The 12668-nt window shown below is 72.1% G+C and carries 13 protein-coding genes; 3 read left to right on the top strand and 10 right to left on the bottom strand.

Annotated features, from left to right (window positions below; all coding sequences use genetic code 11):
- Window positions 1-42: 42 nt before the first annotated feature.
- A complete protein-coding gene (locus GGR24_RS03085; RefSeq protein WP_183393809.1) occupies window positions 43-1068 on the top strand; it encodes a lytic transglycosylase domain-containing protein in 1026 nt (341 codons plus the stop codon).
- Window positions 1065-2207: a DUF2336 domain-containing protein gene (locus GGR24_RS03090; protein WP_183393810.1), complete on the top strand. Its 1143-nt coding sequence runs from the start codon at window positions 1065-1067 to the stop codon at window positions 2205-2207. The genes GGR24_RS03085 and GGR24_RS03090 overlap by 4 nt, the downstream gene beginning before the upstream one ends.
- 7 nt (window positions 2208-2214) lie before the next feature.
- Here GGR24_RS03090 and GGR24_RS03095 read toward each other — a convergent pair whose 3' ends face one another.
- The 9 genes from GGR24_RS03095 to GGR24_RS03135 all read right to left on the bottom strand — a co-directional run bounded on the left by GGR24_RS03095 (window position 2215) and on the right by GGR24_RS03135 (window position 10712).
- Complete coding sequence (locus GGR24_RS03095; protein ID WP_183393811.1) at window positions 2215-2769, bottom strand: Hpt domain-containing protein; 555 nt, start codon at window positions 2767-2769, stop codon at window positions 2215-2217.
- Between the two features lie 11 nt (window positions 2770-2780).
- The gene (locus GGR24_RS03100) at window positions 2781-3326 is read right to left on the bottom strand and encodes a response regulator (RefSeq protein ID WP_183393812.1); all 546 of its coding nucleotides are present in this window, start codon (window positions 3324-3326) and stop codon (window positions 2781-2783) included.
- Between the two features lie 48 nt (window positions 3327-3374).
- Window positions 3375-4154 (bottom strand): NAD kinase, encoded by a 780-nt coding sequence (locus tag GGR24_RS03105; RefSeq protein WP_183393813.1) that lies wholly within the window; start codon window positions 4152-4154, stop codon window positions 3375-3377.
- 89 nt (window positions 4155-4243) lie between these two features.
- Complete coding sequence (locus GGR24_RS03110) at window positions 4244-5218, bottom strand: MBL fold metallo-hydrolase (RefSeq protein ID WP_183393814.1); 975 nt, start codon at window positions 5216-5218, stop codon at window positions 4244-4246.
- A 189-nt stretch (window positions 5219-5407) separates the two neighbouring features.
- Window positions 5408-6820, bottom strand: coding sequence for an FAD/NAD(P)-binding protein (locus GGR24_RS03115; RefSeq protein WP_183393815.1), 1413 nt, complete (start codon window positions 6818-6820; stop codon window positions 5408-5410).
- A complete protein-coding gene (gene ssuD, locus GGR24_RS03120; protein ID WP_183393816.1) occupies window positions 6817-7989 on the bottom strand; it encodes an FMNH2-dependent alkanesulfonate monooxygenase in 1173 nt (390 codons plus the stop codon). Before ssuD ends, GGR24_RS03115 begins: the two co-directional genes overlap by 4 nt.
- A complete protein-coding gene (locus tag GGR24_RS03125) occupies window positions 7986-8951 on the bottom strand; it encodes a sulfonate ABC transporter substrate-binding protein (protein ID WP_183393817.1) in 966 nt (321 codons plus the stop codon). Before GGR24_RS03125 ends, ssuD begins: the two co-directional genes overlap by 4 nt.
- A 142-nt stretch (window positions 8952-9093) precedes the next feature.
- Entirely contained in the window at window positions 9094-9936 is an 843-nt protein-coding gene (locus tag GGR24_RS03130; RefSeq protein WP_183393818.1) for an ATP-binding cassette domain-containing protein, read from the bottom strand.
- A gap of 8 nt (window positions 9937-9944) precedes the next feature.
- Entirely contained in the window at window positions 9945-10712 is a 768-nt protein-coding gene (locus GGR24_RS03135; RefSeq protein ID WP_183393819.1) for an ABC transporter permease subunit, read from the bottom strand.
- A gap of 224 nt (window positions 10713-10936) precedes the next feature.
- Between GGR24_RS03135 and GGR24_RS03140 the strand changes: the two genes are divergently transcribed.
- A complete protein-coding gene (locus GGR24_RS03140) occupies window positions 10937-12238 on the top strand; it encodes an AmpG family muropeptide MFS transporter (RefSeq protein WP_343066177.1) in 1302 nt (433 codons plus the stop codon).
- Here GGR24_RS03140 and GGR24_RS03145 read toward each other — a convergent pair.
- Entirely contained in the window at window positions 12222-12593 is a 372-nt protein-coding gene (locus tag GGR24_RS03145; RefSeq protein WP_183393820.1) for a DUF423 domain-containing protein, read from the bottom strand. The two genes, GGR24_RS03140 and GGR24_RS03145, sit on opposite strands and share 17 nt — an antisense overlap.
- Window positions 12594-12668: the final 75 nt, after the last annotated feature.

Here is a 12668-nt window from a genome sequence, read left to right on the forward strand (position 1 = left end):
GCAAAGGGCGCGTGGCGCGTCGGCAGAGCGGGCATAGGGCGAATGCAGCTCATCACTCCGGCGGATGCTGCGGGGGGCGTGGCGGCGGCGCTTCGGAAAGCCGCGCAGGCCACCGGGGCGAGTTTCGACTATCTCCTGCAGACCGCCAAGCGCGAGTCCTCGCTCGATCCGGCCGCCAAGGCGCCGACCTCCTCCGCGCGCGGGCTGTTCCAGTTCATCGACCAGACCTGGCTGCAGGTGTTGAAGGAAGACGGCCCGAGCCTCGGCTACGCCAGCGAGGCCGCGGACGTCTCCCGCACGTCGTCCGGCCGCTACGTCGTCGCCGATCCCGCCCGCCGCGCCGAACTTCTGGCGCTGCGCGACGACCCCACGGCGTCTGCGCTGCTCGCCGGCGCCTTCACCCGCCGCAACGCGCAGGCGCTCGGCTCCGCGCTCGGCCGGTCCGCTACCCCGGGGGAGCTCTACGCCGCGCATTTCCTGGGCGCGCAGGGCGCGATCCAGCTGGTCAGCCTCGCCGCCAACGCCCCGACGGCTTCGGCCGCCGACGCCTTCCCGGCGCAGGCCTCCGCCAACCGGGCGATCTTCTTCGACAAGGGACGGCCCCGCACGGCCTCCGAGGTCTACGCGCGGATCACCGCGGCGCATGACGAGATCCCGAACGCGGCGCCCGCGCGCGCGACCGTTCTGGCGCTCCAGGAGGCTCCGCAGGACGAGCAGTACGGGCCGTTCAACGGCGGCGTGGAGAACGACGCCGCGCCGTTCCATTCGCTGTTCAAGACCGGGCGGCGCTCGCCCGTCTCGGCCTATGTGGCGCAGGCCTGGTCGTCCTTCGGCGCGGCCGGGCTGGTGTCGGACGCCGCGCCCGCGACGCGGCGGCGCGCCGCCTCCGCGGCCGAGGCGCAGCCGGCGGCGCGCGCGCAGGCCGTGGCCTCGCCGGTTTCGGCTCCGGCCGGCATCGCGGTCCGCAGCGCCGCAACCGCTCCGGTCGAGGCCCCGTCCTTCGCGAAAGTCCACCTCGCCGCGCCGCCCGCGTCCTCTCCCGCGCCGCAACGGATCGCCCGCAGATGATCGTCGAACGCTACCTGGAATGGGCCGCGGGGGCCCCGGCGCATCTGCGCGCCGAGGCGGCCGGAGCGCTCGCCCGATCCTGGCTGCATGGCGATCTCGAGCCGCAGGTCCGCGACGAGGTCGAGGCGGTGCTCACCCGCAGCCTCGACGATCCCGCCATCGCGGTGCGCTGCGCGATCGCGGAGGCGCTCTCCGCCGCGCCCGACGCCCCGCATGCGCTGATGCTCTCGCTGGCGCAGGACGCCGCCGACGTGGCGGAGCCGGTGCTCGCGCGCTCTCCCGGGCTGACCGATCTCGAGCTCGTCGATCTGGTGGCTCTCGGGGATGTCCGCGCCCAGGTCGCGATCGCCAGGCGGCGTATGGTCTCCGGCCCCCTCGCTGCGGCGATCGCCGAAGTCGGCTCCGCCCGCGCCTGCGAGGCGCTGCTGCGCAACCCCGGCGCGCGGCTGACGCGTTCGGCGGCGGCCCGCATGGCGGAGCGCCATGGCGGCGACGGCGGGGTGCGCGACGCGCTGCTGGCGCATGACGAGGTCGGCGCGGAGCTCCGGCATATCCTGATGCGTTCGGTGGCGCAGGCGCTGTCGGCGTTCGTGACGGAGTGCGGCTGGCTTCGTCCGGACCGCGCGCGCCGGGCGGCCGACGAGGCCTGCGACCGCGGCGCGGTCGCCATCGCGGGGCGCTCGGACGACGCCGGGGCCTTCGTGCGGCATCTTTCGGAACGCGGCGAGTTCTCGCCGAGCCTCGCCCTGCGCGCGCTGCTTTCGGGCAATCTCGCTCTGTTCGAAGCCTCGCTCGCCACGCTGAGCGGCCAGCCCGCGCGGCGGGTCGCGGGCTTCGTGCGCGATTTCGAAGGGCGCGGCTTCGAGGCGCTCTATCGCTCCGCGGGCTTTCCGATGTCGGCGCTGCCGATCTTCCGTGCGGCGCTGTCGGCGGTCCGGGAGTCCGGCTTCGTCGGCTCGGCGTCGGGCGGCGCGGCTCTTTCCCGCCGCATGGTCGAGCGCGCCCTGAGCGCCTGCGAAGGCTCCGACGTCGACGTCGAGAGCATGCGCGCGCTGCTTCGCCGGTTCGCGGCCGAGGCCGCGCGCGAGGAGTCGCGTCGCGGCTATGCGGCGGCTCCGGACGTGGCGCGCGCCGCCTGAGGGCGGACTACTCGGCCCCCATCCCCGGAGCGTATTGGGCGCGCAGCTGGGCGAGCCTGAGCGTGAGCGCGACGCCGACCGGGTTGTCGCGGCCGCGCACGTCCTGCCGGACGATCGCGCGGATCGACTCGACGTGGCGGTCCACGACGGCCTGCGGGAGCGGCCTCGCCTCGAGCCGTTCGATGAAGACGCAAAGCCCCTCGGCGATCTCGCCCGCGAGCGGGTAGCCGAGCGTCGCGGCCTGGCCGCGCAGATCATGGGCGACCCGATAGAGCGCGTCCGCCGCGTCCCGGTAGGGCTTCGTCGCGAAGGCCTTGCGCGCCTCCTCGAGACGCTCGATCTCGGCGTCCATCCAGGAGGCGAACTCCTGGGACAGCACTCCGAGCGCCCGTTCGGCCCGATGGATGGCCTCGGCCTCGCCGGAGCCCCGGGGGCCGATCAGCTCCGTGGCGCGCTCCTTCAGCCGGTTAGGCGGATGCAGCACCGTGTGATCGGAGAACACCTCGGCGTCGACTTTGCGCCATTCGACGTCGAGCGGCGGATCGAGGGGCGTGTGCGGCATCTGGGCTCGCCTCAGGACAATGCGCTGTCGCGCAGCCGCTTGGCCGCTGGATCGGCCACCACGGCGTCGTTCGAAGTCCGGCGCTCGGGACCGCTGTACACGCCGGAGATGTTGCGGCGACGGTCCGGGCCGAAATAGTCGCGTGTCTTGATGAAGGGGCGCGGGTTGAGCACGCAGTTGAGCAGGCGCTGGTGCAGCGACTTCGCCGAGATCGGCTTGCACAGGAACTCGGTCACGCCGGCGTCCCGGGCGCGCATCACCTTGCTCTTCTCGGAATGCCCGGTGAGCATGATGATCGGCACATAGGGGTTCACGGCGCTGTTCGGGCGCCGGATCATGCTGGTCAACTCGATGCCGTCGAAGATCGGCATCGCCCAGTCCACGATGATGATGTCCGGCAGATGCGTGGTGAACATCTCGAGGCCCGCGGCGCCGTCCTCGGCCTCGTAGACCTCCCGCGAGCCGAACCCGTGCAGCAGCGTCCGGACGATGCGGCGCATATGCGCGTTGTCGTCGACGACGAGGATTCGGAGCTTGGTGAAATCGACGCGGACCATCTCGGTCGACGATGATCCGCCAACGTCGTTAACGGCGAGTGTGCGGCGTCACCAGCCGAACTGCTCGGCCAGTATCCGTTCGTCGAGGCCGTGGCCGGGATCGTGCAGCATGGTCAGGCTGGTCTTGCGGTCGAGCGCGATCTCGACCCGCCGGATGTCGCGGAACTCGCTGTTGTCCGCGACGGCCGCCACTGGCCGCTTCTCGTGCTCCAGCACCTCGATCGCCACCGCGGCGCGGTCAGGCAGCAGCGCGCCGCGCCACCGCCTCGGACGGAAGGGCGAGATCGGCGTCATGGCGAGCAGCGGGCTTGCGAGCGGCAGCAGGGGGCCGTGGGCGGAGAGATTGTAGGCGGTCGATCCCGTCGGGGTCGCGACGAGGATGCCGTCGCAGGTCAGCTCCGCCAGCCGCACCTTGCCGTCGACCTCCACCCGGAGCTTGGCGGCCTGGTAGGTCTGCCGCCACAGCTGGACTTCGTTGATCGCCTTGGCGATGTGGACCCGACCCTCGCAGTCGCGCGCCCGCATCGTCAGCGGGTGGATCACGGCGCGCTCGGCCGCGGCGATCCGCTCCGGCAGGGCCTCCTCCGAATAGTCGTTCATCAGAAAGCCGACGGAGCCGCGGTTCATGCCGTAGATCGGCAGGCCGCGGCCCATCACCTCGTGCAGCGTCAGCAGCATCTGGCCGTCGCCGCCAAGCGCGACCACCACCTCCGCCTCGTCGAGCGACGCCTCGCCATAGCGGGCCGCCAGCGCGGCGCGGGCGGCCTGCGCGTCTTCCGTGGCGCTCGCCGCAAAGGCGATGCGTTCGATCGGCCGGTTCGCGCTCATCTGGATCGGGATTGGCTCGACAGGACTCCGGGCCGGCCGTGCTTACACGGGGCCGGAGCCGTTCGTCCATCCGCGGGAGGGTTCAAGGCCTAGAGCGCGGCGTCCCACATCACCGGAACGAACGTGTAGCTCGTGCCGCGCCGCGCGATGTGGCCGACGGCCGGGAAGGGGAAGTGGTAGCCGGCGATCGGCAGCCGGTCGGCGGCCACCATGTCCAGCATCCGCCGGCGCGTCGTTTCGGCGAGTTCGGGATCCATGTCGAACACCGCATGCCATCCGGGATTCCGGACGAACAGGGCGGGGTGGTTCGTCACGTCGGACCAGATGATCAGGTCCTTGCCTTCCGAGCTCAGGCGGAAAGCGGTGTGGCCGGGCGTGTGTCCGGGCGCCGGCAGCGCCGTGATCCCCGGCGTCACCTCCGCTTCGCGCTCGAACTTGCGGACCTCCCGGGCCATCGGCTCGAACACCCGGCGAACCATCTTGAAGGCGGGCTGCAGCGCGTCCGGGGCGCGGCTCATCTGGCCTTCGTCCATCCAGAACGCCCACTCGGCCTGGGGGACCAGCACCTCGGCGTTCGGGAACGCGGCGGTTCCGTCCTTGAGGCGCAGGCCGGCGATGTGGTCGGGGTGGAAATGCGAGATCAGGACCATGTCGATGGCCTTGGGGTCGACGCCCGCGGCCGCCATGTTCTCGTAGAGCTGCCCTGCCGTGGGGGCCAGGAAGCCGCCGGTGCCGGCGTCGATCAGCACAAGCCTGCCGCCGGTGTTGACGACCACGCAGGTGAAGGGGATCGAGACCTTGTCGATGCTGAGGAAGGCCTGGTCGAGCGCCTGTCTGACGTCCTCGAGCGGGGCGTTGCGGACGAGGGTGGCGTCAAGCGGGCGACGGGCGACGCCGTCGGTCAGCGCCGTCACCTCGAACGAGCCGACATGGTAGCGGTAGACGCCCGGCGCCTGCCGTCCGGCGGCCGGCGCGGCGGCTCTGGCGGTTCCGGACGCGACCCCGGAGGCCGCCGACGCGGCGGCTGCAGCCGCCAGGATGGTTCTGCGCGACATGGCGGTCATCTCGTCACTCTCCCGCGTGCGCGGACGGCCGGGCCGTCGGATCTGCGTACCTCGGGGATAATCACGGCGCCCGACCGGCACAATCGGGCTTCCCGCGCTGGGCCTCAATCTTGCGTGACGCCCCCGGCGTCGCGAACCCGCGAGATAGGCGGCCGGCGTGGGAGAACAACCGTCTGCGACAGGATGGCGTCAGGCGACGACGCGGGCCTCCGCGACCCTGCCCGCATAGCTGCGGATGACGTCGCCGGCGACCTCCTCCGCATGCCGCCCGACCTCCGGCAGGCCCATCAATTCGCCGAAGGCGCCCCGGGCGAGAGGGCCTGCGATCCAGAACGTCGGTCGTGCGCGCCCGCCGCGGCCGACGGCCCGGCTTCGCCCGTCGACCGCGAGCGCGAGACCGACGTCATCGAGCGTGACCAGGCCGCTTCGATGCAGTTCGAAGAACAGCGGATCGGTCTCGACCAGGGCGCGGTGCGCCGGGCCGGTCGCTAGCGCCACCGCGTCGAACGCGCCGGTCTCAAGGCGGCCGCCGCGATGCTGGATCGTCACCTCGATGGCGGCGTCGTTCGGCTTGGCCTCCACGATCCGCGCGGCGTCCACCCGCAGCCCGCCCTCGCGAAGCCGGCGCCGCAGCACCGCGTCCGTCTGAGGCGCGACCCGGAAGCGATGGGCGTCCCAGAACGGACGCAGCCGTCGCGCGAGGCGGCGACGCTCGGCCGGCGGGAGAGCCGCCCAGATCGCGCGCCCCTGCGTCCGGCAGGCGTCCATGACGTGCTGCCAGGGGCGCCCCTCGGCTTCGGCGAGCCGGATCGTCCCGCGGACGCGCCGAAGAAGGGCGAGCGCCGTGCGGCTCGGGGCCTCGGCGAAGGCGCCGAACTCGCCCGGCGCATCGGCGTGCGGGCGCGGAATGAGCCCGCGCCGGGAGATCGCGTGGATCGGGCCGCCATGTCCACGCGCGTCCAGCGACGCCACGATGTCCGCCATGGCGAGCCCGCAGCCCACGATCAGCACGCGGGCGTCCGGGGAGAGCCGGCGCAACGCCTGCCCGGTCATCGCGTTGCGGATCAGCCGTGGATCGCCGGCGAAATGCGCGAGCGGCGGCGGTGCGGCCGGCGCCGGATGGCTGGCGGCGAGCGCCACGAAGTCCGCCTCCTGAGCGGCGCCCTCGGCGAGCTCTATCCGGTAGCCGTCGGCGGTCTCGCGGACCGCCGTCGCGCGGTCGCAGAGATGCTCGATCTCGCCGGTCAGGAGGAACGGTTCGATCGTCTCGGCGGCGTAGCGGCCGAACAGGCTTCGCCGCGGAAACTTCCGGCCGTCCGGCAGCGTCGCCTCGGGGTCGTCCCTCAGCGCCCCGTCCGCCTTCAGCCAGCGGTCGAAATGGCAGGGGTCGGACGGCAGGAAGGTCATGCGCGACGCCGGAACGTTGGTCCGGTGCGCCGGATCGGGCGTCGAGTAGGCGAGCCCGCCGCCGAGCTGCGGCCTCGGCTCGATGACGACGATCCGGAACACGTCCGGCGCCCGTCGGGCCAGCTGATAGGCCAGCGCGGCGCCGACGAAGCCGCCGCCGATCACCGCGACGACCAGCCGGCCGCGCCCGCTCATGACTCGGCGATCCGCAGCTCGGGCCGCACGGCGTTCGCGATGGTCTCGCCGAACGGGCCCATGTTGACCGGGACAGGCCGGTCGCCGGCCTGCGTCGCGAGCGGGAGCAGCGGGAACACCAGCTCCGCCACGCGATAGGCTTCCTCGAGGTGCGGGTAGCCGGAGAGGATGAAGGTGTCGACGCCGGCCGCCATGTACTCCTTCATGCGCGCCGCGACGGTCTGCGGATCGCCGACCAGGGCCGTGCCGGCGCCGCCGCGCACCAGGCCGACGCCCGCCCACAGGTTGGGACTGACCTCGAGCTTGTCGCGCCGCCCGCCATGCAGGGCGGCCATCCGCTGTTGTCCCACCGAGTCCATGCGGGCGTAGACCTTCTGGGCGGCCGCGATCGTCTGGTCGTCGACCTGGCTGATCAGCCTGTCGGCGGCGTCCCACGCCTCGGCGTTGGTCTCGCGCACGATCACGTGCAGGCGGATGCCGAAGGTGACCTTCCGGCCGATGCGGTCCGCAAGCGTCCGCACGCCTGCGATCTTCTCCGCGACCTGCGCCGGAGGCTCGCCCCAGGTCAGGTACTTGTCCACCAGAGCGGCCGCCACATTGGTGGCCGCGGGGGACGAGCCGCCGAAATAGAGCGGCGGGCCGTCCTTCTGGTGCGGCTCGAACAGCAGCTTCCCGCCTTCGATCTTCAGGTGCTCGCCGTCAAAGTTCACGGTCCTGCCGCGCAGCAGGTCGCGATAGATCTCGAGGAACTCGTTCGTCACCTCGTAGCGCTCGTCATGGTCGAGGAAGACGCCGTCGCCGGCGTTCTCGACCGGGTCGCCGCCGGTGACGACGTTGATCAGCAGACGCCCGTTCGAGATTCGGTCGAGGGTCGCGGTCATGCGCGCGGCCACCGTCGGGGACTGCAGACCCGGCCGCACCGCCACCAGGAAGCGAAGCTTCTGGGTCAGCGGCGCGAGCGCCGAGGCGACGACCCAGCTGTCCTCGCAGGATTTTCCGGTCGGCAGCAGCACCCCGAAATAGCCGAGCCGGTCGGCCGCCTGCGCGACCTGCGTGAGATAGGTGAGGTCAACGGCCCGGCCGCCCTTCGCGGAGCCGAGATAGCGGCCGTCGCCATGGGTGGGCAGGAACCAAAGCACATTGGCCTGATGCGCGGCGTGACGGCTCATTTCGCGACCTCCGCGGTCTTGAGCTTCAGGACGGCGTCTTCGACGACGATCGGCTTGGGCAGGAGCTTCAGCTTCAGGAAGGTGTCGGCGATGCGCTGCTGGGCGGCGACGACCTCCGGCGTGACCGGCTGGACGCCCAGCCCCTGGCGGGAGATCGCGGTGGTGAGCAGCGGGGCCGGGATGCCGACGAGCGGCGCGAGTTCGGCCGCGGCCGCCGCGGGGTCCTTCGCGACCCATTCCTCCACCGCGCGCAGCTCCGAGAGCACGGCCCGCAGCACGTCCTCATTGTCCTTGGCGTAGTCGCGCGAGGTCAGGAAGAACTGATGGTTCTCGACGATGCCGGTCCCGTCCGTCAGCACCCGCGCGCCCGCCGCTTCGGCGGCTGCGTAATAGGGGTCCCACACCGACCAGGCGTCGACCGATCCGCGCGTGAAGGCGGAGCGCGCGTCGGCCGGGGCCAGCCAGGAGAGCGTCACGTCCGAATAGGGGACGCCGCCCTTCTCGAGCGCCTTCACCAGCAGGTAGTGGCTGTTCGAGCCCTTCGCGACCGCGATGTTCTTGCCCTTGAGGTCGGCCAGCGTCCGGATCGGGCTGTCCTTCGGAACGAGGATCGCCTCGCCCCGCGGCGAGGCCGGGTCGTTCGCCACATAGGCCAGCCTGTCGCTGGCCGCCTGGGCGAAGATCGGCGGCGCCTCGCCGGTCGTGCCGAAGTCGATCGCGCCGGCGTTGACGGCCTCCAGCAGAGGCGGGCCGAACTGGAACTCGGCCCATCTGACCGTCACGCCGAGCGGCTTGAGCTTCTCCTCGAGCGTGCCCTTGCCCTTCAGCAGGATCAGGGTGCCGTATTTCTGGTAGCCGATCCGCAGAACGCGGTCGGCCGCGGAAGCGCCCGGAACCCCTGCGGCGGCGGCGAGCAGCGTCGCCGCGAGGGAGAGGCGGATGAGGCGGGAAAGCTTCGTCATCTGGTGGATTCCTGAAGACGGCGCATGAGCCGTTCTGTGCTTGATGATCAGGCGCGGGCGGCGGCCTCGGCCGCCGCGGGAAGGCGCCCGCTACATCGGCGCCGGTCCCCGGCCGGGGCGCTGGCCGCGCGGCCGTCGCGGCTCACGCGACCGCCTCCTGCGGCGCGCCCGCCGCGACCCGCTCGACGGGCGCCGGCTTGCCGAACAGGCGGTCGAGGATCTCGCCCTCGAGCCGCGCCATCTCGGGCGAGCCCCTGCGCCGCGGCCGCGGGAGGGAGACCGGGAGGTCGAGCGCGAGGCGTCCCTCCTCGATGAGGATGACGCGGTCGGCGAGGGCGAGCGCTTCCGAGACGTCGTGGGTGACGAGCACCGCGGTGAAGCGCTGGCGCCGCCAGACGCTTTCGAGCAGGTTCTGCATCTCGATCCGCGTCAGCGCGTCGAGCGCGCCGAGCGGCTCGTCGAGCGCCAGCAGGGAGGGGCGGCTGACGAGCGCGCGGGCGAGCGCCACGCGCTGCTTCTGGCCGCCGGACAGCACGGAGGGCCATTCGCCCGCGCGGTCGCCCAGGCCGACCTGCTCGAGCGCCGCTTGCGCCGCGGCGCGGCCGGCGGCCTTGCCCTCGCCGCGCGGCGCGCCGACCCGGACATTGTCGAGCACGCGCGCCCAGGGAAGCAGGCGCGGCTCCTGGAACATGATGCGGCTCAGCCCCGCGCGGCGGCCGTCGCCGACCGCGACCGCGCCGGAGGTGGGCGCGTCGAGGCCGAGCAGGATGCGCAGCAGCGTGCTCTTGCCGCAGCCGCTGCGACCGACGATCGCGAGGAACTGGCCGGCCGGCACGTGAAGGTCGACCTGCCGCAGCACCTGCTTGTCGCCGAAGCTGCGGCTCAGGCCGCGCAGATCGATCGCGGCGGCCTCCGACGCGGCCCGGGACTGAACCGGAGCGAGGACCGTCGGCGCGAACGGCATGGCGGGATTGCTTGCTGTCATCGTCAGCCTCAGGCGGGGAGGTAGGCGGGGTGCCAGGAGAGCGTCGCGCGCTCGAGCAGCCTGGCGAGCGAGTCCGCGAGCTTGCCGAGGGCGGCGTAGATGAGGATCGACAGCACGACGACGTCGACCATCATGAATTCGCGGGCGTTCATGGCCATGTAGCCGAGGCCGGTGGAGGCCGAGATCGTCTCCGCGACGATCAGGGTCAGCCACATGATGCCGAGGGCGTAGCGCAGGCCGACGAAAATCGACGGCAGCGCGCCCGGAAGCACGACGCGGGCGAACAGCTCCCAGGCCGACATGCCGTAGGCGCGGGCCATCTCGACGAGCTGGGCGTCGACCGTGCGGATGCCGTGCAGCGTGTTCAGGTAGACGGGGAAGAACACGCCGAGCGCGACGAGGAAGATCTTGGCGGTCTCGTCGATGCCGAACCACAGGATGACGAGCGGGATCATCGCGAGGTGCGGGATGGTCCGCACCATCTGCAGGGTGGGGTCGGTCAGCCGCTCCGAGAGCCGCGACAGGCCATTGGCGAGGCCGAAGGCGAAACCGACGCCGCCGCCGATGATCAGGCCGATCACCGCGCGCCAGGTGCTGATCGTGACGTTGCTCCACAGCTCGCCGGTCCAGGCGAGCCGCCACCCGGCGGCCGCGACGGCGGTCGGGGCCGGCAGCACGGACTCGGGAATCTCGCCGAGGCTGGAGAGGGCCTGCCAGCCGAGCAGCAGGAGCGCGGGGATGATGAAGGCCAGCAGAGCCTTCCCGTCGAGCTTCATGTCGCCTCCCGTGAGACTGGGCTCCGCCGCCTGCCGCGTGGCCCGAGGGGTCCAGGCCGGCGCGGCGAAGCAGCGGAGTTCGAAACTATCCACACAATCTATAGAACGAGTCAACTGATGAAGTCGGGCGCGGTGGGCCGTCCGGCGGCTGGCTAAGCCAGGCCGAATCCGCCACGACTCGGCGGCGCCAAGGCGCGAGTCCGCCTCGTTCCCAGGGAGCCGCCGTGTCCGAATCTGCGCAGAGCCCGGCCGAAGGCCGCGACGTCCCGCGGCCGATGCTCGCCAAGCGGCTCGCGAGCGGTCTGCTCGGCTACGCCTCGGGGCTGCCGCTGCTGCTGGTCGGCGGCACCTTCGCGTTCTGGATGCGCGAGGCGGGCGTCAGCCTCCAGGTGATCGGGCTGCTGTCATGGGCGAGCATCGCCTACAGCCTCAAATTCCTGATCGCGCCCGTGATGGACGCCTACGCGCTTGGGCCATTCGGGCGGATCTTCGGGCGCCGGCGGGCCTGGATCCTGCTCGCGCAGCTCGGCGTGACCGCGGGGCTCGCCGCGATGGCGTTCGGCGATCCGGCGACCAACCTGCCGCTTGCGGCCGCGGCCTGCTTCGCGGCCGCCATCGCCTCGGCGTCGCAGGACGCGGCCGTCGACGGGTGGCGCGTCGAGCTCGCGCCGACGGAGGAGCAGGGGCTGCTGGTCGCCGCCTACCAGCTCGGCTATCGCCTCGCGATGCTGACCGCCGGCGCGGGCGCGCTCTACCTCGCGGAGGGCCTCGACTGGGTCGGCGCCTATTCGGCGATGGCGGGGATCATGGCGCTGATCGCGGTCGTGACCGCGACCCTCATCCCGCGCACCCCGAGAGACGACGAGCCGCGCGACCCCGCCGCCAGGGGCCTGGCGCTCGCGGCCCCGCTGAAGGATCTCATGGCGCTGGTCGCCGCCACGCCCCTCACGACGCTGGCGATGATCGGGCTCTACCGGGTGCCGGACCAGCTGGCCAACGTGATGTCGTCGCCGCTCTACAAGGACCTCGGCTTCACCAATATCGAGATCGCCAACGTCACCAAGGTGTTCGGCGTCGTTCTCGGGATCTTCGGCGCCTTCGTGGGCGGCTTCCTGCTGACCCGGCTTTCGCTGCGCACGGTCCTGATAATCGGGATCGTGGCGTCAGCGGCCACGAACCTGTTCTACAGCGCGCTCGCCGTGACCGGGCACAGCGTGCTGATGCTCGCCGCCACGATCAGCTTCGACAATGTGGCCTCCGCGATCGCCGGCACCGCGCTGATCGCCTTCATGTCGAAGCTTGCGGCCTCGGAATTCTCCGCCACCCGCTACGCCGTGCTGAGCTCGATCTACGCGCTGCCCGGCCATCTGCTGGCGGGCGGCTCCGGCTTCGTCGCCAGCGCCAGTGGCTTCCCGGTCTATTTCGCGCTGACTTTCGTGTCCGGGCTCCCGGCGCTGCTGCTCGTCCTCGCGCTCAGGGAGCCGAGGCCCGCGCCGACGCGCGCCGGGCCTAGCCTCGCCGCCTGATCGCGGCGACGAGGGAGAGCAGGACGAGAGCGATCCAGCTCAGGATGAGGATCATGCCGCCGGTCGGGGCCGCCATCGGCAGCGGGCTCGCCCCATAGGCGACGCGGATCATCAGGTCGCCGGAGAACAGCAGCGCGCCGAGCGCGAGCCCTGCGGCCGGCAGAAGTCCGAACCGCCCCAGGCCGGCGGAGACGGCCACCACGCCGACGATCGCGGCCGCGTTCAGCATCAGGAAGCTGGCGGCGGTCGCAAGCCGCGGGTCGCCGGTCATGTGCGCCCCCGCGGCGGCGGCGGCGACGCCGACCGCGCCATAGAGCCCTGCGACGGCGAGGAGGAGGAGGGCGGAGCGGGACATCGGGGGCTTCCGGGTTCAGGAGTGAAGCGATCTTGCCGCGCGTTTCGGGGCGGGAACCTTCGCCGTCATGGTCAG

This window comes from Hansschlegelia beijingensis, assembly GCF_014196425.1.
In the GTDB taxonomy this organism is placed as follows: Bacteria; Pseudomonadota; Alphaproteobacteria; order Rhizobiales; family Methylopilaceae; genus Methylopila; species Methylopila beijingensis.

Coding starts and splice junctions, on each gene's coding strand:
- GGR24_RS03085 (WP_183393809.1), top strand. CDS start 43: ATGCAGCTCATCACTCCGGCGGATGCTGCGGGGGGCGTGGCGGCGGCG.
- GGR24_RS03090 (WP_183393810.1), top strand. CDS start 1,065: ATGATCGTCGAACGCTACCTGGAATGGGCCGCGGGGGCCCCGGCGCAT.
- GGR24_RS03095 (WP_183393811.1), bottom strand. CDS start 2,769: ATGCCGCACACGCCCCTCGATCCGCCGCTCGACGTCGAATGGCGCAAA.
- GGR24_RS03100 (WP_183393812.1), bottom strand. CDS start 3,326: ATGGTCCGCGTCGATTTCACCAAGCTCCGAATCCTCGTCGTCGACGAC.
- GGR24_RS03105 (WP_183393813.1), bottom strand. CDS start 4,154: ATGAGCGCGAACCGGCCGATCGAACGCATCGCCTTTGCGGCGAGCGCC.
- GGR24_RS03110 (WP_183393814.1), bottom strand. CDS start 5,218: ATGACCGCCATGTCGCGCAGAACCATCCTGGCGGCTGCAGCCGCCGCG.
- GGR24_RS03115 (WP_183393815.1), bottom strand. CDS start 6,820: ATGAGCGGGCGCGGCCGGCTGGTCGTCGCGGTGATCGGCGGCGGCTTC.
- ssuD (WP_183393816.1), bottom strand. CDS start 7,989: ATGAGCCGTCACGCCGCGCATCAGGCCAATGTGCTTTGGTTCCTGCCC.
- GGR24_RS03125 (WP_183393817.1), bottom strand. CDS start 8,951: ATGACGAAGCTTTCCCGCCTCATCCGCCTCTCCCTCGCGGCGACGCTG.
- GGR24_RS03130 (WP_183393818.1), bottom strand. CDS start 9,936: ATGACAGCAAGCAATCCCGCCATGCCGTTCGCGCCGACGGTCCTCGCT.
- GGR24_RS03135 (WP_183393819.1), bottom strand. CDS start 10,712: ATGAAGCTCGACGGGAAGGCTCTGCTGGCCTTCATCATCCCCGCGCTC.
- GGR24_RS03145 (WP_183393820.1), bottom strand. CDS start 12,593: ATGTCCCGCTCCGCCCTCCTCCTCCTCGCCGTCGCAGGGCTCTATGGC.